General features: G+C 60.6%; 23 protein-coding genes. 11 read left to right on the top strand and 12 right to left on the bottom strand.

The features are described from left to right. Window positions 1–83 precede the first annotated feature (83 nt). Both K1567_RS08075 and K1567_RS08070 read left to right on the top strand, forming a co-directional pair. Window positions 84–605: a DUF6586 family protein gene (locus tag K1567_RS08075; protein WP_034096477.1), complete on the top strand. Its 522-nt coding sequence runs from the start codon at window positions 84–86 to the stop codon at window positions 603–605. 126 nt (window positions 606–731) lie between these two features. Continuing rightward, window positions 732–965: a hypothetical protein gene (locus K1567_RS08070; RefSeq protein ID WP_017254451.1), complete on the top strand. Its 234-nt coding sequence runs from the start codon at window positions 732–734 to the stop codon at window positions 963–965. Window positions 966–1,112: 147 nt separating this feature from the next. On the opposite strand, the gene sulA is transcribed toward K1567_RS08070, so the two are convergent. Both sulA and lexA read right to left on the bottom strand, forming a co-directional pair. Further along, on the bottom strand, window positions 1,113–1,586 hold the full coding sequence (gene sulA / locus K1567_RS08065) for an SOS-induced cell division inhibitor SulA (protein ID WP_034096478.1): 474 nt from the start codon (window positions 1,584–1,586) through the stop codon (window positions 1,113–1,115). 10 nt (window positions 1,587–1,596) lie between these two features. Beyond that, window positions 1,597–2,205, bottom strand: a complete 609-nt coding sequence (lexA, locus tag K1567_RS08060; RefSeq protein ID WP_003172575.1) for a transcriptional repressor LexA — start codon at window positions 2,203–2,205, stop codon at window positions 1,597–1,599. Window positions 2,206–2,468: 263 nt separating this feature from the next. On the opposite strand from lexA, the gene psrA reads away from it, so the two are divergent. Beyond that, a complete protein-coding gene (gene psrA / locus K1567_RS08055) occupies window positions 2,469–3,176 on the top strand; it encodes a transcriptional regulator PsrA (protein ID WP_034096479.1) in 708 nt (235 codons plus the stop codon). 144 nt (window positions 3,177–3,320) lie between these two features. Continuing rightward, window positions 3,321–4,331 (top strand): beta-N-acetylhexosaminidase, encoded by a 1,011-nt coding sequence (gene nagZ, locus K1567_RS08050; protein WP_034096480.1) that lies wholly within the window; start codon window positions 3,321–3,323, stop codon window positions 4,329–4,331. 12 nt (window positions 4,332–4,343) lie between these two features. Here the strand turns inward: nagZ and K1567_RS08045 are convergent, their stop codons facing one another. From K1567_RS08045 to mfd, 3 genes are read right to left on the bottom strand one after another with little or no spacing between them, the layout of a single operon-like run. Further along, window positions 4,344–7,037, bottom strand: a complete 2,694-nt coding sequence (locus K1567_RS08045; protein ID WP_220698334.1) for a DEAD/DEAH box helicase — start codon at window positions 7,035–7,037, stop codon at window positions 4,344–4,346. Window positions 7,038–7,046: 9 nt separating this feature from the next. Beyond that, a complete protein-coding gene (locus tag K1567_RS08040; RefSeq protein WP_034096482.1) occupies window positions 7,047–7,613 on the bottom strand; it encodes a CsiV family protein in 567 nt (188 codons plus the stop codon). 11 nt (window positions 7,614–7,624) lie between these two features. After that, window positions 7,625–11,074, bottom strand: a complete 3,450-nt coding sequence (gene mfd / locus K1567_RS08035) for a transcription-repair coupling factor (protein WP_034137408.1) — start codon at window positions 11,072–11,074, stop codon at window positions 7,625–7,627. A gap of 340 nt (window positions 11,075–11,414) precedes the next feature. On the opposite strand from mfd, the gene K1567_RS08030 reads away from it, so the two are divergent. After that, window positions 11,415–12,878: a glyceraldehyde-3-phosphate dehydrogenase gene (locus tag K1567_RS08030; RefSeq protein WP_034096484.1), complete on the top strand. Its 1,464-nt coding sequence runs from the start codon at window positions 11,415–11,417 to the stop codon at window positions 12,876–12,878. A 170-nt stretch (window positions 12,879–13,048) separates the two neighbouring features. Here K1567_RS08030 and K1567_RS08025 read toward each other — a convergent pair whose 3' ends face one another. Then, the gene (locus K1567_RS08025) at window positions 13,049–13,582 is read right to left on the bottom strand and encodes a chalcone isomerase family protein (RefSeq protein WP_220698333.1); all 534 of its coding nucleotides are present in this window, start codon (window positions 13,580–13,582) and stop codon (window positions 13,049–13,051) included. 215 nt (window positions 13,583–13,797) lie between these two features. Here K1567_RS08025 and sthA point away from each other — a divergent pair, with 215 nt between their 5' ends. After that, window positions 13,798–15,192, top strand: coding sequence for a Si-specific NAD(P)(+) transhydrogenase (gene sthA, locus K1567_RS08020; protein ID WP_034096486.1), 1,395 nt, complete (start codon window positions 13,798–13,800; stop codon window positions 15,190–15,192). 42 nt (window positions 15,193–15,234) lie between these two features. On the opposite strand, the gene K1567_RS08015 is transcribed toward sthA, so the two are convergent. Together K1567_RS08015 and K1567_RS08010 are read right to left on the bottom strand one after the other, a co-directional pair. Further along, entirely contained in the window at window positions 15,235–15,957 is a 723-nt protein-coding gene (locus K1567_RS08015) for a glycerophosphodiester phosphodiesterase family protein (RefSeq protein ID WP_034096487.1), read from the bottom strand. Between the two features lie 43 nt (window positions 15,958–16,000). After that, window positions 16,001–16,585: a PilZ domain-containing protein gene (locus K1567_RS08010; RefSeq protein WP_034112467.1), complete on the bottom strand. Its 585-nt coding sequence runs from the start codon at window positions 16,583–16,585 to the stop codon at window positions 16,001–16,003. A 94-nt stretch (window positions 16,586–16,679) separates the two neighbouring features. On the opposite strand from K1567_RS08010, the gene K1567_RS08005 reads away from it, so the two are divergent. The 3 genes from K1567_RS08005 to K1567_RS07995 are packed head-to-tail and all read left to right on the top strand — an operon-like array spanning window position 16,680 to window position 19,924. After that, on the top strand, window positions 16,680–17,930 hold the full coding sequence (locus K1567_RS08005; RefSeq protein WP_034096489.1) for a lipoprotein-releasing ABC transporter permease subunit: 1,251 nt from the start codon (window positions 16,680–16,682) through the stop codon (window positions 17,928–17,930). A 7-nt stretch (window positions 17,931–17,937) separates the two neighbouring features. Next, window positions 17,938–18,621, top strand: coding sequence for a lipoprotein-releasing ABC transporter ATP-binding protein LolD (gene lolD, locus K1567_RS08000; RefSeq protein ID WP_162830773.1), 684 nt, complete (start codon window positions 17,938–17,940; stop codon window positions 18,619–18,621). A gap of 58 nt (window positions 18,622–18,679) precedes the next feature. Continuing rightward, window positions 18,680–19,924 (top strand): lipoprotein-releasing ABC transporter permease subunit, encoded by a 1,245-nt coding sequence (locus K1567_RS07995; protein WP_167416529.1) that lies wholly within the window; start codon window positions 18,680–18,682, stop codon window positions 19,922–19,924. Between the two features lie 99 nt (window positions 19,925–20,023). On the opposite strand, the gene K1567_RS07990 is transcribed toward K1567_RS07995, so the two are convergent. Next, the gene (locus tag K1567_RS07990) at window positions 20,024–21,379 is read right to left on the bottom strand and encodes a heavy metal sensor histidine kinase (RefSeq protein WP_220698332.1); all 1,356 of its coding nucleotides are present in this window, start codon (window positions 21,377–21,379) and stop codon (window positions 20,024–20,026) included. Continuing rightward, the gene (locus tag K1567_RS07985) at window positions 21,376–22,056 is read right to left on the bottom strand and encodes a heavy metal response regulator transcription factor (protein ID WP_034096492.1); all 681 of its coding nucleotides are present in this window, start codon (window positions 22,054–22,056) and stop codon (window positions 21,376–21,378) included. Before K1567_RS07985 ends, K1567_RS07990 begins: the two co-directional genes overlap by 4 nt. 156 nt (window positions 22,057–22,212) lie before the next feature. Between K1567_RS07985 and K1567_RS07980 the strand changes: the two genes are divergently transcribed. Both K1567_RS07980 and queF read left to right on the top strand, forming a co-directional pair. Continuing rightward, window positions 22,213–22,731: a plastocyanin/azurin family copper-binding protein gene (locus K1567_RS07980; RefSeq protein WP_040267649.1), complete on the top strand. Its 519-nt coding sequence runs from the start codon at window positions 22,213–22,215 to the stop codon at window positions 22,729–22,731. 68 nt (window positions 22,732–22,799) lie between these two features. Continuing rightward, window positions 22,800–23,630: an NADPH-dependent 7-cyano-7-deazaguanine reductase QueF gene (gene queF / locus K1567_RS07975; protein WP_220698331.1), complete on the top strand. Its 831-nt coding sequence runs from the start codon at window positions 22,800–22,802 to the stop codon at window positions 23,628–23,630. A 136-nt stretch (window positions 23,631–23,766) separates the two neighbouring features. On the opposite strand, the gene K1567_RS07970 is transcribed toward queF, so the two are convergent. Together K1567_RS07970 and K1567_RS07965 are read right to left on the bottom strand one after the other, a co-directional pair. Beyond that, on the bottom strand, window positions 23,767–24,033 hold the full coding sequence (locus K1567_RS07970; protein ID WP_034096495.1) for a DUF4404 family protein: 267 nt from the start codon (window positions 24,031–24,033) through the stop codon (window positions 23,767–23,769). A gap of 110 nt (window positions 24,034–24,143) precedes the next feature. Continuing rightward, window positions 24,144–24,752 carry a hypothetical protein gene (locus K1567_RS07965; RefSeq protein ID WP_034096496.1) on the bottom strand — a complete coding sequence of 203 codons (609 nt, stop codon included), beginning with the start codon at window positions 24,750–24,752 and terminating at the stop codon, window positions 24,144–24,146. Between the last annotated feature and the right edge of the window lie 176 nt (window positions 24,753–24,928).

The raw sequence follows: 24,928 nt of genomic DNA, 5'->3' as shown, positions 1-24,928 counted from the left end.
TTGATTGCGCTTGCAGTCGATTCGGCTGATCCGTGACACTATTCAGCCAGCATCACGCCTAATTCGTTGTGGAGACTGCCGTTATGGCCCACGAACTCTATACCCGTACCAATCAGAAAATTTACTTCGCGGGTTTATCCCTGGAAGCCCTTGGCCGCGCCGAGGAAGGTAAGGAGATGAACGCGATCGCGCTGGTGCAGGCCGGGCGTGAAGCGGCGTTATTCCACCTGTACGGCGCTTTGCTGGGCCTGTGCCATGAAATAGCAGGGTTCTATCGCCTGCCGCAGGCGGGTTCTCCTCGGGCAGAGATGATCATGAGCCGCGAAGTATTGGACGCCATGGCCATTCCCGAGTTGGCCGAGCTGGTGGAAATGGCCCAAAGCCCTGAAAGCTGGTTGGCGCGCTTGCTCAAGGCCCATGCCGATATGTTCCAGCCGCCGCGCATTCCTCATGTGCCCAAGGGCGATGTGACCCAGCCGCTGATCGTTGCGGTTGCAGTGGAAGACGAGGAGCCTGAACCTTTGAGCCGGAAAGAGCTGGAGAGCTGGCGCCAGGAACTGAAAAAACTGGCACTGCGTTTTCGGGAAGGGTTGAGCGAGTGCTAGAACGCAGGGCAATGGCGTGGCGCTAACCACGCCGTTCATCAAGACGTAAAGAAACCTGTTGAGATCCGCACCGAGGCTTGGCGGATGACTGATATAATCCTGCCCTTTCGTGGAGAACAGACTTTTATGCCGACGTCCTTTCTGGAAATTGTTGAACTGCCTGACGGCCGAATTGAGCTGCGCCGGGCGGAGGACGAAGGTTCTCTGGTTATCTTGGATTTTTCCGAGGACGCCAAAGCTTTTCTGCAAGGTCAGCATGTGGAAGTGGCGAAAGCCATGTTGAGCGTCGGCGTGCAGATGGCTGGTCGCCTGGCCGAGGGCGAGCCGGAGAAAGAAGACGGGCCGCGGGTCCTTCACTGATTTCAGGCTGTTCGGTATTGTTGTGGTCGGCGGGCTTATCCCACGTCCGGCTGCGAAGCAGCGCTCCAATATGGGACACGCCCGCTGACCACAAAGAGCATCTTCACCCCAGCGAGCCCTGCTGAGGCCCTCCGCGTAGCGAAACCTTCATCCCAATCGAATATTCAAGCTCTGTGCATCCCCAACACGCGCAGCGCTCACCAGTTGTTGCTTAGCGGCCGCGTTCAATGGGTTGAGCCAGCTGACCACGGTGTGGCTTCGGCCCAAGCGTAAGGCCTCGCAAGTCAGCTGTTGTGCGCTTTGCGTACCGCGCGGTTGCAGCAACAGGATGCGTTCGCGGTTAAGGCCGGCGTCCCGCAGCCAAGCCTGGGTAAGACTGGCAGGCGGAGCGATCAGCGTTAGCCAGCGGGCGTCCTGTTCCTCACTCAATTCGCGAAGAATTGGCGCCAGCAGGCTCAGGCAGCTCCCGGCAGCACCGCGCAACGACAGCTCACTGAACACCTCGGGTTCGGCGCTCCAGGGCGCTTCGACCGTTTCCTTGAGGATAGGCGCGAGAGGATGGGCCATAAAGGCCTCGAACAGCGACAGTTGGGTGTGTTGTGGGGTGTGTACGAGCTGCATGGTGCCTCCTCTAGCGGCGAATGACGCCGACGCTCAAGCCTTCGATCACCAGATCCTGATCTTTCAGGTTCACTTCAATCGGGGCGAACTCAGGGTTCTCGGCCAGTAGCCAGACCTTGCTGCCTTCGCGCTTGAAGCGTTTGACGGTGACTTCATCGCCGATACGGGCCACGACGATCTGACCATTACGGGCTTCGCGGGTGGTATGGACGGCCAGCAGATCACCGTCGAAGATACCGACGTCCTTCATACTCATGCCGTGTACCCGCAAGAGGTAATCAGCGCGAGGGTGGAAGAAGGTCGGATTAATGTTGCAGGATTCCTCGACGTGCTGCTGCGCCAGGATCGGCGCACCGGCGGCGACACGGCCGATGATGGGCAGCGTCGACTCGTCGGCCTTGGCCTCGAAGCCAGGGATGCGAATGCCCCGCGAAGCACCGGGGGTCATCTCGATAGCGCCTTTGCGTGCGAGGGCCTTGAGGTGTTCTTCGGCGGCGTTAGGGGACTTGAACCCCAGTTCCAGCGCAATTTCGGCTCGTGTCGGCGGGTAGCCGTTGTCGTCAAGGCAGCGCTTGATAAAAGCCAGAATCTCAGCTTGGCGTGGCGTCAGTTTTAGCATGTTGATCGCTCTGTCTTTTTATACAGTGACTGGGATTATATACAGTGAACTGCGCTTGGCAATCATCCTTTTTCGGCACTCCGCTGGACGGTCATTCGATATCCGTCCTACAAGTCACGGATAGCGCTACCTACAGACGGATACGGATGTGATTAAATAGCACGCACATGCATGACTGCCCGGCCGGAAAACGGCTCCTCAGGCTTGACAAGACACACCCTGAAACGTATGTTTCAAACAAGTGTTTGTCAGGCGGAGTAGCCATGGCCCAGTCGGAAACCGTTGAGCGCATTCTCGATGCTGCTGAGCAATTGTTCGCGGAAAAAGGATTTGCTGAAACTTCATTGCGGCTGATTACCAGCAAAGCCGGGGTCAACCTCGCGGCGGTGAATTACCATTTCGGCTCGAAGAAAGCCCTTATCCAGGCCGTTTTTTCACGCTTTCTGGGGCCTTTCTGCGCCAGCCTCGACCGCGAGCTTGAACGTCGCCAGGCCAAGGCCGACAACAAGCCCAGCCTTGAAGAATTGCTGGAAATTCTCGTTGAGCAGGCGCTGGTAGTGCAACCGCGTAGCGGTAACGACCTGTCGATCTTTATGCGTTTGCTCGGCCTGGCGTTCAGTCAGAGTCAAGGCCACCTGCGGCGTTACCTGGAAGACATGTACGGCAAGGTATTTCGTCGCTATATGTTGCTGGTCAACGAAGCTGCCCCACGTATTCCACCGATCGAACTGTTCTGGCGCGTCCACTTTATGCTCGGCGCGGCGGCGTTCAGTATGTCCGGGATCAAGGCATTGCGCGCGATTGCCGAGACCGACTTCGGCGTTAACACTTCCATTGAGCAAGTGATGCGTTTGATGGTGCCGTTCCTGGCCGCCGGTATGCGTGCCGAGACCGGCGTGACCGACCCAGCCATGGCCGCTGCGCAACTGCGCCCACGCAGCAAAACAGTGCCCATTCCCGCCAAGGTTTGATTGCCCTGGGTGTGCGCGGCCATTGGCATCCGCTAAGCTAGCCGCCATGCCGATTTCAGCTATTTATTCGCAACCCGTTGTGCTCGCCGCGCCCTTCGTGCGCCGTGAGCGCAACGGGTTGTGTGCGTTATATAAGGAAGGTTTATGACTGCTGCCCTGCAAGGTTCTTTGATGGTCGACGTGGCCGGTACCTGGCTCACGGCTGAGGATCGCCACTTGTTGCGCCAGCCTGAAGTGGGTGGGCTGATTATTTTCGCGCGCAATATCGAACATCCGCGCCAGGTGCGTGAACTGAGCGCGGCCATTCGCGCGGTGCGCCCCGACCTGTTGCTGGCCGTCGACCAAGAGGGCGGCCGCGTGCAGCGCCTGCGCCAGGGCTTTGTGCGTCTGCCGGCCATGCGAGCGCTCGCGGACAACCCCAACGCTGAATACCTGGCCGAGCAATGCGGCTGGATCATGGCTACGGAAGTGCTGGCGGTTGGCCTTGACCTGAGTTTTGCCCCGGTACTGGACCTTGATTACCAACGCAGCGCTGTGGTCGGCACCCGATCCTTCGAGGGCGACCCGGAGCGTGCCGCCTTACTCGCCGGTGCCTTTATCCGTGGCATGAACAGCGCCGGTATGGCTGCCACCGGTAAACATTTCCCAGGCCACGGCTGGGCTGAGGCCGATTCCCACGTCGCAATTCCTAATGACGAGCGCAGCCTGGAGCAGATTCGCGCCAATGATCTGGTGCCTTTCGCACGTCTGAGCCAGCAATTGGCGGCGGTGATGCCGGCCCACGTGATCTACCCGCAGGTGGACGCCCAGCCTGCCGGTTTTTCGCGTCGCTGGTTGCAAGACATTCTGCGCGGCGAGTTGCAATTCGATGGGGTGATTTTCAGTGACGACTTGTCCATGGCCGGTGCCCATGTGGTCGGTGACGCGGCCAGCCGTATCAAGGCCGCGTTGACCGCCGGTTGCGACATGGGCTTGGTGTGCAATGATCGCGCGGCGGCGGAGTTGGCGTTGAGTGCTGCGCAGCGTATGAAGGTCACGCCGTCGCCTCGCATCGCGCGCATGCGCGGTCAGGCAATGGCTTCAACGGAGTACAAGCAAGACCCGCGCTGGTTGGCGGCGCTTACGGCGTTACGCGAAGCCCAGTTGATCGACTGATACCTCGCTCCGTCACCGCTTCTCCTGCTTATTGGACAACGGCGCGAACAACGCCTCGATATCCTCATTGCCCAACTGCCAATCACCCGTGGTTCGTCCATCCAGCACCCCCGCCGCCAGATCGGATTTCTCCTTTTGCAGGTGCTGGATTTTCTCTTCCACCGTGCCGCGCGCAATCATCTTGTAGACGAATACCGGTTTCTCCTGGCCGATGCGATAGGCACGGTCAGTGGCCTGGTTTTCCGTGGCCGGGTTCCACCAGGGATCGTAGTGGATCACGGTGTCGGCTTCTGTCAGGTTCAGGCCCACACCGCCGGCCTTCAAGCTGATCAGAAATATCTGCAGCTTGCCGCTCTGGAAGTCCTTGACCGGCGTGCGCCGATCACGGGTCTGCCCGGTCAGTAGTGCGTAGGCAATGCCGCGTTTTTTCAGCTCGGCTTCGATCAGGCTCAGCATCGAGGTGAATTGGGAAAACAACAGGATCCGCCGACCTTCGGCAAACAGCTCGTCGAGCATGTCCATCAAACTGTCGAGCTTGCCCGAGCTGCTGCCGCGAGCGGGCAGGGTGGCATCGTTGATCAGGCGCAGGTCGCAGCACACTTGGCGCAGCTTAAGCAGCGCCTCAAGGATGATGATCTGGCTGCGTGCCACGCCTTTGCGGGTGATCTCGTCGCGGACCTTCTTGTCCATGGCCAGGCGCATGGTCTCGTACACGTCGCGCTGGGCTTCGTTGAGGTCGACCCAGTGGATGATCTCGGTCTTCGGCGGCAGTTCGGTAGCCACCTGTTCCTTGGTGCGACGCAGTAGAAACGGCTTGATCCGACCGTTCAGGTGCTGCAATCGCACATCGCTGGCGCGCTTTTCGATGGGCACGCGGTAGTCGCGATTAAAGCTCTTCACATCGCCCAGCCAGCCCGGCAGCAGAAAGTGAAACAGCGACCACAGCTCGCCCAAGTGGTTTTCCAGCGGCGTGCCGCTCAGGCACAGGCGCTGCCGTGCGTTCAGCTCGCGTGCCGCCTGGGCGGCCTTGCTGGTCGGGTTCTTGATGTACTGCGCTTCGTCGAGGATCAGCACATGCAAGGGCAGGGTGGCCAGATGCTCGATGTCCTTGGGCAGCAGTGCATAGGTGGTGAGCAGCAGGTCATAGTCCTGCAAATTTGGGAGATGTTTCTTACGTCCGGCACCGTACAGTGCCAGTACTTTCAGTTGCGGGGTGAAGTGCGCTGCTTCATCAAGCCAGTTAGGGATCAGACTGGTGGGCATCACCACCATGCAGGGCCGGTCCAAGCGCCCGGCGTTTTTTTCGCTGAGAATATGCGCCAGGGTTTGTAGGGTTTTGCCCAGGCCCATGTCATCCGCCAGAATGCCGCCCACCTCTAATTGCCGCAGCGATTGCATCCAGCTCAAGCCTTCCAACTGGTAAGGGCGCAACGTCGCGTTCAAGCCTTCGGGGGCCGCGCAGGTGAAGTCCTTGATGTCCCGCAGGCGTTGGGCGAAGTTGCGGATTTTGTCACCGCCCTCCCATTGCAGAGGCAGGCCTTCCAGCGGGTTGAGTCGGACCGCATCGGCCTTGGCCAAGCGCAGCGCAGTACTGCCCGGTTCCTGCAGGTAGAACTCACCAAGGGTGGCCAGCACCGGTTTCAAGCGACCGTAGGGCAGCGCCACCTGCACGGGGCCATGGTCGCCGTTGGGCGCGGCGGGGATGTTCACCAGGATCAGTTCATCGTCGCGGCGCCGTGCGAGCTTCTCCGGGTTGAGGATTTCGGTGTGAGAGCGCATCAGGTTCAGCAGGATCGGCAACAGGCTCAGTCGCTGGCCATTGACGATAATCCCCAACTCAAGGTCGAACCAATCACGTTCCGGGCCTTCATCGACGGTGGCGTACCAGTCGTCCACCGCGCTGAGGTCGAAGCCGAAATCGTCGTCGAGCAGCAATTCCCAGCCCTCGGCGCGTAGGGTCGGCGAGTCGTTGAGGGTGAAATTCAGCCAGGCGCTGTCGTTGATCATCTCGAACAGCTCGCCGGCGCTTTCCGGCAAGGCTTTGCTCTGACGCGTGGCGATCTTGAAACCCAGCAGGCGCAGCTGTTCGCGGTAGGTCTGTTCCACCTCCGGGTGTCGCTTGATCCGCAGGCTTTGGGTTTCTTGACGCACGATGATGTCAGCGTGTTTTTGCCCGCTGACGTAGTTACCCAGGTAGTTGAACGCCAGTGCCGCGCGGTGCTGGATATAGCGTTGCATCTTGCCGTTGCGCGGTTCGAATGCGCTGAACTCGGCGCTGGCCAGCCACAGGCGCGGCACCGGTTGCACGTCCTCCATCAGCACTTGCGGCAGGACCACGCGGTTATCCAGCACGGCCTGGAGTTTTTCCAGCAACTCGGCATCTTGAGCCGCCGCCGGGTAGGCCAGGGTTTCCTGAACCTTGAGTAGCACAGCCGCGATATGTTTGCAGTTGCTGTGTACGGGGCAGGTGCAGCGGCTGTCCACCAGGAGCAGCGCGCCTTTGGCCGACTCGCGCAGCGAAATGGTCTGCCGGTACACATTGCCGCCCGAGCCTTCGCAACTGGCGATAATGGTGCTGTCGCCGGACTCGACAATCCGCACGCGGTTTTCCAACGCATAACGCCGCCCACGCTCCAGGCTTTGTTCTTTGAAGCGATTGGCCCATGAAGGGGCAAGGGGCTTGGTCAACGGCGGGGTGAGGGGCATGGCGCTGGATCAGTCCTGCAGGTCGGGCGGTGGTGCGCTGGGCGGTTTGGCGGTCAGTGAGGTGATTTTGATCAGCAGCGCCAAATGGCCGCCATCCAGGTAGTTGAGCTGGTTGTTCTTGGTGCGCACGTCTTTCTGCGCCAGGTGTTCGCTGGCGACCACGCTGCCGTTGCTGTCGAATTGGTTGATCCAGAAATCCGCATCGATATCGGTGAAACGGCCCAGTTGCAGGTTCAGCACGCCCTCGATGGGGAATTGGCCGAACTGCTCCTTACCCTCGGCGATGGCGATTTTCACCGGTTGTTCGCCGAGGTTCTGCTCCCAGGCCTTATGGGCCAACACCGTGTAGTTGGCGTCGCCACGCAGTTTGTCGACGATAGCGCTCAGGCGCGGTGGGCTCATTTTGTCGCCCAGGCGCTCAGCGCCGTCATCCCAGGTTTCCGGCGCGGCGCGACTGTAGATCACCGGTTCGGCGTTCTGACGCACCAGGATCATTTCCACCTGGTACGGGCTGTCGGCAAACGCCGGGGGCGCAAGTATCACTAACAACAGGCTCAGAATGCGGGACAGGCGCATTGGGGCGTCCTTCAAACAGATTTCGGGATAAGGCGCTCGAACAGCGCCTCCAGGGTATTGAAGCGTTCGTCGGCGCGTTCCATCGGCACCATGAATTTGAACAGCGTAGCCCCTTCGAACTTGTAGCGGTTGGGCTGGCCCTGGATCAGTTTGATCAGTACCAGCGGGTCGACCGGCGTCTGCGCTTCGAATTCGATACGCCCGCCCTGGGGCCCGGCGTCGACCTTCTTGATCCCCAGTTGCTCGGCCTGCAATTTGAGTAGGGTCAGGCGTACCAGGTTCTTGGTCGGCTCCGGCAGCAAGCCGAAGCGGTCGATCATCTCCACTTGCAGGTCCTTGAGCCCCTCTTCATCGGTGGCCGAGGCGATGCGTTTGTACAGGATGAGTCGCGCGTGCACATCCGGCAGGTAGTCCTCGGGAATCAACGCCGGCAGGCGCAGGTTGATTTCCGGACCGCCGCCCAAAGGCTGATCGAGGTTCGGCTGTTCGCCCTTGCGGATGGCTTTGACTGCCCGTTCGAGCATTTCCATATATAAGGTGAAACCCACGGCCTGGATCTGCCCGCTCTGGCCGTCACCCAGCAGTTCGCCGGCGCCACGGATTTCCAGGTCGTTGGTGGCCAGCACAAAGCCGGCGCCGAGGTCTTGGGTGTTGGCGATGGCTTCCAGGCGTTTCTCCGCGTCGCCAGTGATCTGCTGGCGTGGCGGGGTGAGCAAGTACGCGTAGGCCTGGTGATGGCTGCGTCCGACCCGGCCGCGCAACTGGTGCAGTTGCGCCAGGCCGAACTTGTCGGCGCGCTCGATGATGATGGTGTTGGCGCTCGGCACGTCGATGCCGGTCTCGATGATGGTCGAGGCGATCAGCACGTTGAAGCGCTTGTGGTAGAAGTCGCTCATTACCTGTTCGAGTTCGCGCTCGCGCATCTGGCCGTGGCCGATGGCGATCCGCGCTTCGGGCACCAGTTCGGCGAGGTCGGCAGCGCATTTCTCGATAGTCTTGACGTCGTTGTGCAGGTAATACACCTGGCCGCCGCGCAGCAACTCCCGCAGCAGCGCTTCCTTGACCGTGCTTTTGTTCTGCTCCATCACGAACGTGCGCACTGACAGGCGCCGCGCCGGTGGCGTGGCGATGATGGACAGATCACGCATGCCCGACACCGCCATGTTCAGCGTGCGCGGAATCGGCGTGGCGGTCAGGGTGAGGATATCGACTTCGCTGCGCAGGGCCTTGAGCTGTTCTTTCTGGCGCACGCCGAAACGGTGTTCTTCGTCGATGATCACCAGGCCCAGGTTTTTGATCTTCACATCGTCCGACAGCAGCTTGTGAGTGCCGATCACGATATCGATCTTGCCTTCGGCCAGGTCGGCGACGGCGGCGTTCACTTCTTTGGCGGACTTGAAGCGGCTCATCACTTCCACGGTCACCGGCCAATCGGCAAAGCGATCGCGAAAGCTGTTGTAGTGCTGCTGGGCGAGCAGGGTGGTGGGCACCAGAATTGCCACTTGCTTGCCGCCGTGCACCGCGATGAAGGCGGCGCGCATGGCCACTTCGGTCTTGCCGAAGCCCACGTCGCCACACACCAGGCGGTCCATTGGCTTGGGCGCAAGCATGTCGGCGCGCACGGCTTCGATGGTGGTCTGCTGATCCGGGGTTTCTTCAAAGGCGAAACCGGCGCTGAAGGTGGCGTAGTCGGCTTTCGGGTCGGCGAATGCATAACCTTCGCGCGCCGCGCGCCGGGCGTAGATGTCCAGCAGCTCGGCGGCCACATCGCGCACCTGCTCGGCGGCCTTGCGCTTGGCTTTTTGCCAGGTCTCGGAACCCAGGCGATGCAGCGGCGCCAGGGCGTCGTCGCTGCCGGTGTAACGCGCAATCAGGTGCAGGTTGGCCACCGGCACATAGAGCTTGGCACCCTCGGCGTATTCCATGGTGAGGAATTCGGCGGCCTGGTTGTCGATCTCCAGGGTCTGCAGGCCCAGGTAGCGGCCGACACCGTGATCGATATGCACCACCGGCGCGCCTTCGCGCAGTTCGGTGAGGTTTTTGATCACCGCGTCATTGTTGGCGTCCGCGCGTTTTTCCCGGCGCCGACGCTGCATCACGCGTTGACCGAACAGTGGGCTCTCGGCAATCAACGCCAGGGCTGGGTCATTCAGCAGCAAACCTTCGTCCAGGGGGGCGATGGTGATCGCCAGGCGATCCTTGCTCGCGACGAAGTCCGGCCAACTGTCGACGTTCTTCGGGCGCAGTTTGAGGCGTTCGAGCAACTCCAGCAGGACCTCGCGGCGCCCGGCGGATTCGGCGGTAAACAACACGCGGCCCGGGAAGTCGCCAAGGAAGGTGGACAGCGCTTCCAGCGGCTGGTTGGCCTTGGCTTCAATCGCCAAGTCAGGCAGCGCTTGCGCGGGGAAGCGCTCGCGGCCACTGCCGGCATCCACGTCCTGCTGGCTGGCGACGACCCGCGGCCAGTTTTTCAGGCGCGCGAAACAATCTTCCACCGGCAGGAACAGCTCGGCGGGCGGCAATAAAGGACGGGAAGGGTCGACGCGGCGCTCTTCATAGCGGTTGCGCACGTCGTTCCAGAAGTTTTCCGCAGCCTGCTCGATGCCCGGCAGCGAGAACACTTGGGTGTCCTGGGGCAGGTAGTCGAACAGGGTGGAGGTTTCGTCGAAAAACAGCGGCAGGTAGTACTCAATACCGGCGGGTGTAATCCCGCTGCTCAGGTCTTGGAAGATCGGGCAGCGGCGGAAGTCGACGTCGAAGCGTTCACGGAAACGCGCTTTGAAGCGGGTCACCGCATCTTTTTGCAACGGAAATTCCCGCGCCGGCAGCAGTTTGATCGATTCGACCTTGTCGATGGAGCGCTGGTTTTCCGGATCAAAGGTGCGCAGGGTTTCGATTTCGTCGTCGAACAGATCGATGCGATAAGGCAGCTTGCTGCCCATCGGGAACAGGTCGATCAGCGCGCCGCGCACCGCGAACTCGCCGTGCTCGTACACGGTGTCCACACAGCGGTAGCCACTGGCTTCCAGGCGCGTGCGCATCTGTTCGACATCGAGCTTCTGGCCGACATCCAGCACCAGACTGCTGCCCAGCAGGAACTTGGTCGGCGCCAGGCGGTGCAGCGCCGTGGTGATTGGCACCACGAGCACGCCGTGGGCCAGTTCCGGCAGACGGTACAGGCTGGCGATGCGCTGGGAAATGATGTCCTGATGCGGTGAGAACAGGTCGTAAGGCAGGGTTTCCCAATCGGGAAAATGCAGCACCGGCAAATCGGGGGCGAAGAAGCTCAGCTCCTGCTCCAACCGTTCGGCGCTTTGGCTATCGGCGGTAAGCAGCAGGGTAAAGCGCTTGGCTGCGCTGGCAGCCTCGGCGATGGCCAGGCTCAGGGCGGCACCGGGCAGGTTGCCCCAGTGCTGTTTACCTGCCGCGGCAGGGAGTTGCGGTAGACGCAGAACGGGCACGGAAGGTTGAGCTCCAAGCGTTGCGACAAAGTCGGTAATTGTAACGGCCCCAGGTGCCGCCTGTCAGTTGCTGACTGAGCCTATTACGGTTTGTAGGAAATGTAGTGGCTAAGACAAACAAAGCGGTGTTTTGACTCAATATGTAGTGCCAAAACACATGGGGTTTTCGGAGAGTTACGGACAAGTCGCCCGAGGCGTTCCAATGGTGGCCTTCTGAAAGCCGCGTATTTACTGGGCTGCAGCGGGGTCGCTTTTTTTCGCGAGGCCTTTTTGTTGTGGTCGGCGCATTGCTCCGAGGGCGGTCGGGCGTCATAATGTAGCCCCTTTTTTCAGCCCCTACATGTGGAAGGTTCCCGTGACTCAGAAGCCCGACCAGTGTCTTGGTGAATGGATCGACCGTGAAGCACTCGCAGAAGCGATGATCCCGCTCATCGGTCAGCTCTACCGCAATAACAATGTGGTGAGTTCGATCTATGGCCGCAGCCTGATCAACCAGTCAGTCATCGCGATTCTCAAGGCGCATCGCTTTGCTCGCCATCGTTCTGCCGACGACAGCGAACTCTCCGTCCACGAAACATTCCCCCTGCTCAAGGCCATGAGCGAGCTCAAGCTCGGCGCGGCTTCGGTAGACCTGGGCAAATTGGCCTACAAATTCCGTACCGAAGCCAACGGCCGTAGCGCCGAGCAGTTCGTGCGTGAGGAAATGGCCGATGTGGTTGGCCAGCAAAACGCCGCCGCTCGCAAGGGCACCGACGTCGTGCTGTATGGCTTTGGCCGTATCGGCCGCCTGCTGGCGCGCATCCTGATCGAAAAAACCGGTGGCGGCGACGGCCTGCGTCTGCGTGCCATCGTGGTGCGCAAAGGCGCCGAGAACGACCTGACCAAGCGCGCCAGCCTGCTGCGTCGCGATTCGGTCCACGGCCCGTTCAACGGCACCATCGTCATCGACGAAGAAAACAACACCATTACCGCCAACGGTAACCTGATCCAGGTGATCTACGCGAAGAACCCGACCGAGGTGGACTACACCCAGTACGGCATCAAGGACGCCCTGCTGGTGGATAACACCGGTGTATGGCGTGATGCCGAGGGCCTGGGCCAGCACTTGCAGTGCCCAGGTATCGCTCGCGTTGTTCTGACCGCGCCTGGCAAGGGCAAGCTCAAGAACATCGTGCACGGCATCAACCACGCTGAAATCACCGCTGACGATAAGATCGTGTCTGCCGCGTCCTGCACCACCAACGCCATCGTGCCGGTGCTCAAGGCCGTCAACGACAAGTTCGGCATCGTGAACGGTCACGTTGAAACCGTTCACTCGTACACCAACGACCAGAACCTGATCGACAACTTCCACAAAGGCGATCGCCGTGGTCGTAGCGCCGCGTTGAACATGGTGATCACCGAGACCGGTGCCGCCACCGCCGCTGCCAAGGCCCTGCCTGAATTGGCCGGCAAGCTGACCGGCAACGCGATCCGTGTTCCTACGCCTAACGTGTCGATGGCTATTCTCAACCTGAACCTTGAGAAAGCCGCTACCCGCGAAGAGATGAACGAGTACCTGCGCTACATGGCGCTGCACTCCGATCTGCACAAGCAAATCGACTTCGTCAATTCTCAGGAAGTGGTGTCCACCGACTTCGTCGGCTCGCGCCACGCCGGTGTGGTGGACGCAGAAGCGACCATCACCCAGGACAACCGCGTTGTGCTGTACGTGTGGTACGACAACGAGTTCGGTTACAGCTGCCAGGTGGTGCGTGTGATGGAAGACATGGCCGGGGTCAACCCGCCTGCGTTTCCGCGCTAAGCCTCTGCGCTGAATGAAAAAGCCCCGACTGGTTCGGGGCTTTTTTGTGGCTGGGTTTTGTGTGGCCTGGGGTGCCTGATCGGGGGCAAGCCCCCTCCCACAGTTTGATTTGTGAATATATTCAAAGGTGGGAGGGGGCTGCCCCCGATAGTGGTGGTGCAGCCGACACATCAATTCAGCAATCGATCCCGCAAACTGTCCGACAACCCCCCAGGCGCGAGCCAGATGCCTAGGTAGGCCCTCGCCAGTTCATCATCAACACTGCTGAAAACCACCTGCCCATTGATCTCCAGCTTCAAACCGCGACCGGGATGAAAATCCAGGGCATAACGATCACCGTTGCGGATGTCACGAAAACTGCCGTGCAATTTATCCAGTTCCGGCTTTAATCGAGCGTTGGCGTGTTGGCGCGCCAGGGTGGTCGTGGCGGCCTTGATCACGTCACTGCGGTCGATGTCGCGAAAGTAATACAGCGTCAGGCGCAGGGCTTTCTGCTGGTCCCAGGCGTGCCTTGCGCTGAGACCTGACGGGGCATACAGCGCTGCGGCATACACGTCTGCCCACAGATAATTGAGCATCGCCTGGTTTTTTCGCGTCAGTCCTTCGACCTGTGCCGGGAAGCCAGCTTGCTTAAGGCGCTGCGCATCGCTGGCGTGCGCCGTGATCGACACCATCAGCATTAAACAAAACAATAGTTGTCGCATAATGGGCTCATCCTGAAATCGGCGCTGATTTGCGTCCTGTAGTATGGCAAGACTGGCCTATGACGCGACCAAGGGTTAATGTGCGCGGCGTTGAGCCTTATATAGACTGTGCCCCGGTTCACACACTTGAGCCAAATTGTCCTTCATGACCGCTGGCCGCGGCATGATTTAGCCCGGCGTCCTACCGTACGCCTGGCCTGTTCTGAGGAGTACGCATGGCTGTCTACAACTACGACGTGGTGGTACTGGGTTCCGGCCCAGCTGGAGAAGGTGCGGCGATGAACGCCGCGAAGGCAGGGCGCAAGGTGGCGATGGTCGATAGCCGTCGCCAAGTCGGCGGTAACTGCACCCACCTGGGTACCATCCCGTCCAAGGCCTTGCGTCACTCGGTGCGCCAGATCATGCAGTTCAACACCAACCCGATGTTCCGGGCTATTGGTGAGCCGCGTTGGTTTTCGTTCCCGGATGTGTTGAAAAGCGCCGAGAAAGTCATCTCCAAGCAGGTGGCCTCGCGCACCGGTTACTACGCCCGTAACCGTGTCGACCTGTTCTTCGGCACCGGCAGCTTCGCCGACGAGCAGACCATTGAAGTGGTGTGTTCCAACGGCGTGGTCGAGAAACTGGTGGCCAAGCACATCATCATCGCCACCGGCTCGCGCCCGTATCGCCCGGCGGATATCGATTTCCATCACCCGCGTATCTACGATAGCGACACCATCCTGAGCCTGGGCCACACCCCGCGCAAACTGATCATCTACGGTGCCGGCGTGATCGGCTGTGAGTATGCGTCGATCTTCAGTGGCCTGGGTGTACTGGTGGAGCTGGTGGACAACCGCGATCAGTTGCTGAGTTTCCTCGACTCGGAAATTTCCCAGGCGTTGAGTTACCACTTCAGCAACAACAACATCACCGTGCGCCATAACGAAGAGTACGAGCGGGTCGAAGGCCTGGACAACGGGGTGATCCTGCACCTCAAGTCCGGCAAGAAGATCAAGGCCGACGCCTTGCTGTGGTGCAACGGGCGTACCGGCAACACCGATAAGCTGGGCATGGAAAACATCGGGGTCAAGGTCAACAACCGTGGCCAGATCGAAGTGGACGAGAATTACCGTACCTGCGTGGCCAACATCTATGGCGCCGGTGACGTGATCGGCTGGCCGAGCCTGGCCAGTGCCGCCCATGACCAGGGCCGTTCGGCCGCCGGCAGCATCGTCGATAACGGCAGCTGGCGCTATGTGAACGACGTGCCCACCGGCATCTACACGATTCCGGAAATCAGCTCCATTGGTAAGAACGAGCACGAGCTGACCAAGGCCAAGGTGCCCTACGAAGTGGGCAAGGCGTTCTTCAAGAGCATGGCGCGTGCGCAGATCGCCGGTGAGCCGCAAGGCATGCTGAAGATTCTGTTCCACCGTGAAACCCTGGAGGTCCTCGGCGTGCATTGCTTCGGCTATCAGGCGTCGGAGATCGTGCACATCGGCCAGGCCATCATGAACCAGCCAGGTGAGCAAAATACCCTCAAGTATTTTGTGAACACCACCTTCAACTACCCGACCATGGCCGAAGCCTATCGGGTAGCGGCCTACGACGGCCTCAACCGGCTTTTTTGAGCGGCTCCGGCCGGTGGCCTGAGCCGGCCGGGGAGACCGATTTCAGTAATTCCCGAGGGTGGCAGTGGCCAAACCGGGAAAGTCTGTAATCAGGCTATCTACGCCGAAGTCGGCGAGCCTGCGCATCAGCGCGGGTTCGTTGACCGTCCACACGGATACGTGCAAACCCTGGCGTTGGGCTTTGGCCAGGCGCTCGGGTGTGCACAACGTCCAATTCAATGCCAAGTACTCACAGCCATAGTTCTGCGCGACCTTCAGCGGGTCGAGCCAGGCGTATTCTGCCACCAGCCCGCGTGACAGGTCCGGGGTGAGTTCCACCGCCGCCTTGAGCACTTCCCTTGAGCTGGACGTAACGGTGACCTTGTCCATCAGGCCGAAGCGCACCGCCATCTCGCGGATCGCCAACACAGTGGTCGCGGCGCGGGTGCGCGAAGCGCTTTTGACTTCCAGTTGCCAGTGATCGAAATCGCATTGTTCGAACAGTTCTTCCAGGCGCGGGATAGGGCAGGGCGAGACCCAGCCCGGGCCGCCCTTGCGCGCGTCCATTTTCACCAGGTCGGCCGCCGAATACTCGACCACCTTGCCGCGCCGGTCGGCGGTGCGCTTGAGGGTCGGGTCGTGGATGACCATCAGCTCGCCATCCATGGACAGGTGCAGGTCCAGTTCGCAGCGGCGTACGCCGTGCTTGAGGCATTGCTGAAAGCTGGTCAGGGTGTTTTCCGGTGCTTCGCCTTTGGCGCCGCGATGGCCGTAAATCAGGGTCACAGTTGCTCCTTTTCGCCAGGTCGTCCGGCGGGTGTATACGAATTCAGGTGGCCTGGGCGTCGCTTTTTTCCCGCGCCAGGCGCCGCTCCTGGGCTTGTTTTTGCAGGATGTAGCGCGCCAGCAACTGGCGTTGGGCATCGGTCATGGATTCGAATTCCGTGCCGACGTCGAAGCCGTCGCCCTTGGCTTCGCAATGGGTGACCTTGGCGCGCAGCAACAGGCCCAGCGCCTGGGGCATCAGCACCAGCTTGACCGCCAGGTGGGCACCCACAGTCAAGGATGAGGGGTATTGGAAGTCGATGCCGCCTTCGGAGATGATCACGGGCTGCGGCGCGCCCACTTCGTCCAGCAGGCCGAGCGCCATGACTTGGCTGAGCAGGTCCAGGCGTTTGTTCTGGACTTTGAGGAACGCCGCCAGGCTTCGATCTTTCTCGCTGATCTGGCGCAACAGGTGCTGAGCTTCGAATTCGCTCAGGTGCAATTCACTGAGCAGGTTGAACAGCGGTGAATCATCCAGCAATACTTCCTTGCCCGCTGCTTCAGGGGCAGACAGGCTTTTGATTTGAAGTGCGATCATGTCGTCGATACGGTAGTATTCGCGGCGCTCTTCTTCATCTAATGTCGTCATGGCGAACCCCTGCTGGCGGTAATGGTCTGAGTGTAAAGCTGCTTACCAGACCCCGCCACCGGGACGTCTTCTTTTCCTCCGAACAAGCCCCGACATGTTCAGACCTCTCTTCGTATTTATCGGCACGCGTTATACCCGTGCAAAGCGTCGCAATCATTTTGTGTCGTTCATTTCCTTGACCTCGATGATCGGGCTCGCCTTGGGCGTGGTCGTGATGATTGTGGTGCTGTCGGTGATGAACGGTTTCGATCATGAGATGCGCACCCGCGTGCTGGGCATGGTGCCCCACGCGACCATCGAAGCCAGCGAGCCCATCAGCGACTGGCAAAGCCTGGCCGATAAGGTCAAGCAGAACCCCAAGGTCGTGGCCGTTGCGCCGTTCACCCAGATGCAGGGGTTGCTGACCAACGACGGCAAGGTGCAGAAGATCCTGCTTAACGCCATCGACCCGGCCCAGGAACGCAAGGTCTCGATCATCGACCAGTTTATGCTGCAGGGCCGGCTCGACGACCTGGCCCCGGGCAGTTTTGGCATCGTTATCGGTGACAAGGCCGCGGCCAAGCTCGGCGTGGGTATCGGTGACAAGCTCACCTTCGTCGCCCCGGAAGTCACCGTGACCCCGGCCGGCATGTTTCCGCGCATGAAGCGTTTTACCGTGGTCGGCACCTTCCACGTCGGCGCTGGCGAGATCGACGGCTACCTCGGTCTGACCAATCTCACCGACCTGGCGCGCCTGCATCGCTGGCAGCCGGACCAGGTGCAGGGCCTGCGCCTGAAATTCAGTGACTTGTTCGACGCCCCGCGCGGCGCCTGGGAAATTGCCCAGCACCTGGGCGAGTCCGAGTATTACGCCCGCGACTGGACCCGCACCCACGGCAACCTGTACCAGGCCATCCGCATGGAAAAAGCCATGATCGGTCTGCTGTTGCTGCTGATCGTTGCCGTGGCGGCGTTCAACATCATCTCCACCCTGGTGATGGTGGTGAACGATAAAAAAGGCGACATCGCCATCCTGCGCACCCTCGGCGCCACGCCGGGTCAGATCATGGCGATCTTTATGGTGCAGGGCACCGTGATCGGCGTGGTCGGTACCTTGATCGGCACTGCCGTCGGGATTCTCGCCGCGTTGAACGTCAGCGCGGCCATCGCCGCACTGGAAACCCTGATCGGGCACAAGTTTCTCAACGCCGACGTCTACTTCATCGACTATCTGCCGTCCCAGGTCCAGACCCAGGACGTGTTGATGGTAGGCGGCGCGGCGTTGGTCCTGAGTTTCCTTGCCACCCTGTATCCAGCCTGGCGCGCGGCACGTACCCAGCCAGCACAGGCCTTACGTTATGAGTGAATCGGGCATGAGTGAAAAAGCAATCCTGAGCTGCCGCAACCTGGGCAAATCCTACGAGGAAGGCCCGGAGTCCGTGGTGGTGCTGTCCAACCTGCAGCTTGAACTGCATCCGGGCGAGCGCGTGGCGATCGTCGGCAGTTCCGGTTCCGGCAAAAGTACCTTGCTCAACCTGTTGGGCGGCCTCGATACGCCGTCCCAGGGCAGCGTCTGGTTGGCCGGTGAAGAGTTGTCGGCCCTGGGTGAGAAAGCCCGTGGCCAGTTGCGCAACCGCTCGCTGGGCTTTGTGTATCAGTTTCACCACCTGTTGCCGGAGTTCACCGCTCTGGAAAACGTGTGCATGCCATTGCTGATCGGCAAAACCGCGATCCCCGAGGCCCGTCAACGTGCGACGGCGCTGCTGGAGCGTGTCGGCCTCGGCCATCGCCTGGAGCACAAACCCGCGGAGTTGTCCGGCGGCGAGCGTCAGCGTGTGGCCATTGCCCGTGCCCTGGTGAACAACCCGGGCCTGGTGATGCTCGACGAGCCCACCGGCAACCTCGATTCGCACACTGCCCAGGGCATCAAGGACCTGATGCTGGAACTGAGCACCCAGATGCGCACCGCGTTCCTGGTGGTGACCCATGACATGAGCATGGCCCGGCAGATGGACCGCGTGTTGCACTTGCAGGAAGGTCATCTGGTCGCCATCTGACCTGTTTCAAGCCCGGCGCATGATGCCGGGTTTTCTATTTTTCCAACGGTGCCCGCGAATGTTCAGACCGTTATCGATTTTTATCGGCACGCGCTATACCCGCGCCAAGCGCCGCAACCGTTTTGTCTCGTTTATCTCGATGACCTCGATGATCGGCCTCGCCCTCGGCGTACTGGCGATGATCGTGGTGCTGTCGGTGATGAACGGCTTTCAGCGCGAAATGAGTTCGCGCATTCTCGGCATGGTGCCCCATGCGACCATTGTCGGCGTCAAGCCCATTGACGATTGGCAGCCAGTGGCCGCCGCGGCGATGAAGAACCCGCAGGTCACCGCCGCAGTGCCTTTCACGCAAATGGACGGCATGTTTTCCTATAAGGGTGCCATGCAGCCGATTGAAATCAGCGGCGTCGACCCGGCCCAGGAAGGCAAGGTGTCGATCGTGGCCCAGCATATCGTGCGCGGCAAACTGGAAGACTTGAGGCCCGGCGAGTTCGGCGTGGTGGTCGGTGAGATCACCGCGCGGCGTTTCCGCCTCAATGTGGGCGACAAGCTGACCCTGATCGTGCCGGAACTCAGTAGCGCGCCAGGCGGCATCACCCCGCGCATGCAGCGGTTGAATGTGGTGGGGATCTTCAAGGTAGGCGCTGAGCTGGATGGTTCCATGGCGCTGATCAACATGGCCGACGCTGCCGAGATACAGCATTGGCAGCCGAACCAGGTGCAAAGCGTGCGTCTGGCGGTGAAAGACTTGTACGCGGCACCCAAGGTTTCGGCGGATATCGCCGCCAGTTTGGGTGCGGGCTACAAGGCCGATGACTGGACCCACACCCAGGGCAGCCTGTTCAGCGCCATGAAAATGGAAAAAACCATGATCGGCCTGTTGCTGCTGATGATTGTCGCCGTGGCCGCGTTCAACATCATCGCCACGTTGATCATGGTGGTGAACGACAAGGGCGCGGACATCGCGATCCTGCGCACTATCGGCGCCACGCCGCGGCAGATCATGGCGATTTTCATGGTGCAGGGCACCGTGATCGGCATCGTCGGCACCTTGATCGGCGGCGTACTCGGCGTGATCGCGGCACTGAACGTGAGCGAACTGGTGGGTTGGCTGGAGCGCGTGACCGGACAGCATATCTTCAGTTCGGATGTGTATTTTGTCAGTAACCTGCCCTCCGAGCTGCAGGGCGGCGACGTGCTGCTGATCTGCTCGGCCGGTTTTGTGCTGAGCTTTCTGGCGACGATCTACCCGGCGTATCGCGCGGCGAAGATCGAGCCGGCACATGCGCTGAGATATTCGTAATCATTGAGACCGCTATCGGGGGCAAGCCCCCTCCCACATAAGAACGGCGTTCAAGGTGTGGGAGGGGGCTTGCCCCCGATAGAGCCGGCCTGTCTTGCATCAATTTACCCTGGGCAACTCAATCACAAACCTTGTCACTCCAGCCGCGGATTCACAAAAAATCCGCCCCCCATGGGCTCGCACGATCGACTGGGTAATCGCCAAGCCCAAGCCGGCATGCTCGCTGCTGCCTTCGCGCCGCGCTGGATCTGCCCGATAGAAGCGGTCGAACAATCTCGGCAGTAACGGCGCCGGGATGCCATCGCCAGTGTTTTCCACCGCCAACCTCACCCCGTGCGCATCCTCAAGCATCGTCACCCGCACTTCGCCCCCGGCCGGGGTGAAGCGCAGCGCGTTGTCCAGCAGGTTCGACAACGCCCGGCGCAACATGCCGCGATCGCCGCGCGTTTGGGCAGCGCCCTCACGCACCAGGCGCACATTGGCGTCTTCGGCCAGCAGCGCAAAAAACTCCAGCAGCGCCTCCACTTCATCCGCCAGCGCCAGGGGCTCGCGCTTGGGCGTGAGCAACCCATGGTCGGCCTTGGCCAGGTACAACATGTCGTTGACCAACTGCGCCATCCATTGCAGTTCTTCCAGGTTGCTGTGCAGCGCCTCGCGATAATCTTCCAGCGGGCGCGGCTGGGTGAGGATGACCTGGGTGTGGGTCAGCAGGTTCGACAGCGGCGTGCGCAGTTCATGGGCGATGTCGGCGGAGAACGCCGAGAGGCGCTGGAATGCGTCATCCAGGCGACCGAGCATGGCATTGAAGGCCTGGGCCAGTTCCGCCAGTTCGGCGGGCATATGTTGCTGGGGCAGGCGTTGGGTAAGGGAGTTGGCCGACACACTGGCCGCGACTTCGCCCATGCGCCGCAGAGGCCGCAACCCGCTGCGCGCAGCCCAGGCGCCGAGCAGGGCGGTGGCCAGTGCCGAGAGGCCGACGGTAAGCCAGATCAACTGTTGCATGCGTTGCAGGAAATGCTGATGGTGGGTGATATCCAGCAGCAGGCTCAGTTGCGGCGAATCGGCCTGGCCCACAATCAGCGGTGTGTTGAGCACCCGATAGTCCGTGCCGGCCAGTCGCAGGCTATGCAGGCCGGGCGATTCCGGCAGGGTCAGGTTCGCTGTGCTGTCAAACCAGCGCTGGCCGGCGGCCGTGATGCGCAGCGCCAGGTCCGGTTGGCGGCTGAGTTCGGCCTGTAAAGGGGCTTGGTGTTGGGCGAACTCCTGCGGGGAATCGACGCCTTGCAGGGTGCCGCGTAGCGCAATCAGTTTGCTGTCTAGCAGTTGCTGGTCCAACTCCAGGAAATGCGCCTCGCTGGCTCGATTGAACAGCACGCCGGCCAACAACGAGACCACCGCAGTACAGGCGGCAAACAACAGCGCCAGGCGACTGGCCAGGGACAGGCGTCGGATCAATTGCTTCGCTCCTCCAGCACATAGCCCATGCCGCGCACGGTGTGGATCAGTTTATTGGGGAAGTTGTCATCGACTTTCAGGCGCAGACGGCGGATCGCCACTTCGATGATGTTGGTATCGCTGTCGAAATTCATGTCCCACACCTGGGAGGCAATCAGCGACTTGGGCAGCACTTCGCCCTGGCGCCGCAGCAGCAATTCGAGCAGGGAGAATTCCTTGGCCGTGAGGTCGATACGTTGGCCGTCGCGTTCGACGCGGCGGCGGATCAGGTCCAGGCGCAGGTCGGCCAACTGCAGCGCAGTCTCCTGGGGCGTGCTGCTACCGCGTCGTAACAGGCTGCGCACGCGGGCCAGCAGTTCGGAAAAGGCGAACGGTTTGACCAGATAATCATCGGCGCCCAGTTCCAGGCCATGCACGCGGTCTTCCACGGCGTCACGCGCGGTGAGGAACAGTACCGGCACTTCCAGGCCGGCGGCACGCACCGCTTGCAGGATTTGCCAGCCGTCGCGGTCCGGCAGCATGACGTCGAGGATCAACAGGTCGTAGTCACCGGACAATGCCAGGTGCTGCCCGGTAGTACCATCGATCGCCAATTCGGTGGTGAAACCTGCCTCGGCCAGGCCCTGGCGCAGGTAGTGGCCGGTTTTCGGTTGGTCTTCGACGATCAGCAGTTTCATGGGCGGCTCTAGGCAACGAGTAACGAAGGGCTTTATACCGTGGGCGCCAGGGCAAAGGCGCAACCTGACAAAGTTGTAATCTAGCAGTCAGCTGGCTGGCAGCGGCGCCATCTTAGAGTGCGTCTCAAGCGGATTACATTTTTTTGGAGAATAGCGATGGCATTGCGTACACCCCTGCTATTGGCGGGCTGCCTGTTGGCGTTGAGCTTCAATGCGCTGGCCGATGGTGCTTCCACCTATGCGTTCGGCCAGCCGGCGCCGGCCGACAAAGCCACGCGTACCGTGGAAGTGACGATGCAGGACATTGCCTACTCGCCAGCATCCATCGATGTAAAGGCCGGTGAGACGGTGCGTTTCGTACTGGTCAACAAAGGCAACCTGCTGCACGAATTCAACCTGGGCGACGCGGCGATGCATGCACAGCACCAGAAGGAAATGTTGCAGATGCAGGCCAGCGGCATGCTCACCGCCACCGGCATGGGAAAAATGGACCACAGCGCCATGGGGCACGATGGGATGATGAAACATGACGATCCCAACAGCGTGCTGGTGGAGCCGGGCAAGACGGCTGAACTGACGTGGACCTTCAAGCAAGCCACTGGCCTGGAGTTCGCGTGTAACCTACCGGGCCACTATCAGGCCGGCATGGTGGGTAAGGTCAACGTCAGCCAGTGAGCGGCTGAGGCGCAAAGGCGGGGGCAAGGCTGTTAGACTGGCGCGGTTTATTTAGCCAGGTTTCCGCCATGCATCCCGCAGCCGAACATTCGCCGCTGGGCAAGTCCAGTGAATACATCTCCACTTACACTCCGTCGTTGCTGTTCCCGATTCCCCGCGCCGCCAAGTGGGCCGAGCTGGGCCTGAGCGCCGAAACCCTGCCGTACCAAGGCGTGGATTTCTGGAACTGCTTCGAGCTGTCGTGGCTGTTGCCATCGGGCAAACCGGTGGTGGCCATCGGTGAATTCAGCATCCCCGCCGATTCGCCGAACATCATCGAATCCAAGTCTTTCAAGCTGTACCTCAACTCGTTGAACCAGAGTGCTTTTGCCGACAGCCAGAGCCTGGAAGCGACCCTGCGCGCCGACCTCAGCGCGGCGGCCGGCAAACCGGTGGGCGTGCGCATCCGCAGCCTGGCCGATGTGGAAGCCGAAGGCGTACAGGCGCTGCCGGGTGTATGTATCGACGATCTGGATATCAAGGTCAGCAGTTACGAACATCCGCGCCCAGAGCTGCTGCGCTGCGATGCATCGCGCATCGTCGAGGAGAGCGTGCATAGCCATTTGCTCAAGTCCAATTGCCCGGTCACCAGTCAGCCGGACTGGGGCAGCGTGGTGGTGGAGTACCGGGGGGCGGCGCTGGATCACGCCAGTTTGCTGGAATACCTGGTGAGCTTCCGCCAGCACTCGGACTTCCATGAGCAGTGCGTGGAGCGGATTTTCCTGGATGTGCAGCGTTTGCTGAACCCGGAGAAGCTAACGGTGTATGCACGGTATGTGCGGCGGGGTGGGTTGGACATCAACCCATATCGAAGCACCGAGAATACTCAGTTCTTAAACATGAGGCTCGCGCGTCAGTAAGCCTTTATCCAAAAATACTGTGGGAGCTGGCTTGCCTGCGATTGCGATCTTTCAGTCATTTATCCAGTGACTGATACGCCGGTATCGCAGGCAAGCCAGCTCCCACATTTGGTCTTGGGTTCGGCTTGGGCTCGGGTTAGATGCCCATACTGCCCAGGGTAGTGACTATATTGCGAAACGCTCCAGCCAGCCCGGGATGACTGGATTCAAACTCGATCGCCGCTTTGTTGAAATCGTCGGCAATGCTGGGTGACTGGGCGCCCGGTTCCATTTGAAGTTGAAAATTCAAATCGGCAACCAGTTTTTCCAGTGCTTGGCGCTTTTCGAGGGGCAAATCTGGATGCTCTTCCAGTTGTTTGCTCACAATATCGGCCTGCTGTTTTAACTTCTCGCGATCAGGCATCACATTCTTCCTTTTATCGATAGGCACTGGCATAGACCGCGGCACGCCGGGAAAGGTCTACGGACTTACTCGTAGATTAATTCACTGGCGGCGACTGTGCATGATCTCGATCAGGGCTTCTCGCCTTTGAGTTGGCGCAGGCTGATGTCCGCCAGGCAGGTGCCGAGTTCGCCGAGGTGATCGATCACCGAGTGCACGCCCAGCCCATACAACGCCACGGTGGCTTTACCGCGCTTGTACTCGCGTTCCTGTTCGCTGAGCGCTTGCCATTGCTCGGGCGCCAGGCCGCACAGCGAGCCGCAGGAGGCCAGGCCGATGGTCCACAGTCCGGCATTCAAGCCTGACTGCAACAGGCGCGGCTCGCCGCTGACCAGTACGCAGCCTTCCAAGCGCTCGATATTCAACTCCATCAAGGCTTGCCAGCAGGCATGGGGCGCCGGCCAGCGGATCGGGGAGGGCGTCGCGGCCTTGAGCCAGCGCGGCAGTACGGCTGCCAATGGCGTGGTCACGGTAGGAGGCAGCTCATCCAACCAGGCGCACGGCACGCCTTGTTCCTTCAGGCTGCGTAGGACGTTCAGAGCGCCTGGGGTGGCTTGGGAGTGTGGCGACGATGAATCGGTGCGCGCCTGGGAACCAAAGTCCACCAGGCAGCCACTCAGGCCGAACAACACGGCAGTCAGGGTAGGAGCGCTGGCGTTGGCAATTTCGGCGTGTGGCATGTCGACGTCCCTGAAATAGCTCAAACGCTATCGAGACGGGATGACAAGGCGATGACAGCTTTATTTAATTGTAGGAATTTTGTCCATTTTGCGTATGTCGTTTCCTAGCGGCTGCCTAATTGGATACTTCCGTCATATACTAACGGCCTTATTCAGGGCATAGCGCCCATGACAGA

This window comes from Pseudomonas sp. S5F11, assembly GCF_019641515.1.
Lineage (GTDB): Bacteria > Pseudomonadota > Gammaproteobacteria > Pseudomonadales > Pseudomonadaceae > Aquipseudomonas > Aquipseudomonas rhodesiae.
The sequence above is the reverse complement of the archived record's forward strand: the minus strand, read 5'-3'. Positions and strand labels throughout refer to the sequence as shown.

What these genes read in the sequence shown, in the direction of transcription:
- lolD (WP_162830773.1), top strand. Translation starts at nt 17,938, where the DNA reads ATGAGTGAAAAAGCAATCCTGAGCTGCCGCAACCTGGGCAAATCCTAC.
- queF (WP_220698331.1), top strand. Translation starts at nt 22,800, where the DNA reads ATGCATCCCGCAGCCGAACATTCGCCGCTGGGCAAGTCCAGTGAATAC.
- nagZ (WP_034096480.1), top strand. Translation starts at nt 3,321, where the DNA reads ATGACTGCTGCCCTGCAAGGTTCTTTGATGGTCGACGTGGCCGGTACC.
- K1567_RS07980 (WP_040267649.1), top strand. Translation starts at nt 22,213, where the DNA reads ATGGCATTGCGTACACCCCTGCTATTGGCGGGCTGCCTGTTGGCGTTG.
- sulA (WP_034096478.1), bottom strand. Translation starts at nt 1,586, where the DNA reads ATGCAGCTCGTACACACCCCACAACACACCCAACTGTCGCTGTTCGAG.
- sthA (WP_034096486.1), top strand. Translation starts at nt 13,798, where the DNA reads ATGGCTGTCTACAACTACGACGTGGTGGTACTGGGTTCCGGCCCAGCT.
- K1567_RS08025 (WP_220698333.1), bottom strand. Translation starts at nt 13,582, where the DNA reads ATGCGACAACTATTGTTTTGTTTAATGCTGATGGTGTCGATCACGGCG.
- K1567_RS07985 (WP_034096492.1), bottom strand. Translation starts at nt 22,056, where the DNA reads ATGAAACTGCTGATCGTCGAAGACCAACCGAAAACCGGCCACTACCTG.
- K1567_RS08010 (WP_034112467.1), bottom strand. Translation starts at nt 16,585, where the DNA reads ATGACGACATTAGATGAAGAAGAGCGCCGCGAATACTACCGTATCGAC.
- K1567_RS07995 (WP_167416529.1), top strand. Translation starts at nt 18,680, where the DNA reads ATGTTCAGACCGTTATCGATTTTTATCGGCACGCGCTATACCCGCGCC.
- K1567_RS08075 (WP_034096477.1), top strand. Translation starts at nt 84, where the DNA reads ATGGCCCACGAACTCTATACCCGTACCAATCAGAAAATTTACTTCGCG.
- K1567_RS08030 (WP_034096484.1), top strand. Translation starts at nt 11,415, where the DNA reads ATGTGGAAGGTTCCCGTGACTCAGAAGCCCGACCAGTGTCTTGGTGAA.
- K1567_RS08005 (WP_034096489.1), top strand. Translation starts at nt 16,680, where the DNA reads ATGTTCAGACCTCTCTTCGTATTTATCGGCACGCGTTATACCCGTGCA.
- K1567_RS07970 (WP_034096495.1), bottom strand. Translation starts at nt 24,033, where the DNA reads ATGCCTGATCGCGAGAAGTTAAAACAGCAGGCCGATATTGTGAGCAAA.
- K1567_RS08045 (WP_220698334.1), bottom strand. Translation starts at nt 7,037, where the DNA reads ATGCCCCTCACCCCGCCGTTGACCAAGCCCCTTGCCCCTTCATGGGCC.
- K1567_RS08070 (WP_017254451.1), top strand. Translation starts at nt 732, where the DNA reads ATGCCGACGTCCTTTCTGGAAATTGTTGAACTGCCTGACGGCCGAATT.
- lexA (WP_003172575.1), bottom strand. Translation starts at nt 2,205, where the DNA reads ATGCTAAAACTGACGCCACGCCAAGCTGAGATTCTGGCTTTTATCAAG.
- psrA (WP_034096479.1), top strand. Translation starts at nt 2,469, where the DNA reads ATGGCCCAGTCGGAAACCGTTGAGCGCATTCTCGATGCTGCTGAGCAA.
- K1567_RS08040 (WP_034096482.1), bottom strand. Translation starts at nt 7,613, where the DNA reads ATGCGCCTGTCCCGCATTCTGAGCCTGTTGTTAGTGATACTTGCGCCC.
- K1567_RS07965 (WP_034096496.1), bottom strand. Translation starts at nt 24,752, where the DNA reads ATGCCACACGCCGAAATTGCCAACGCCAGCGCTCCTACCCTGACTGCC.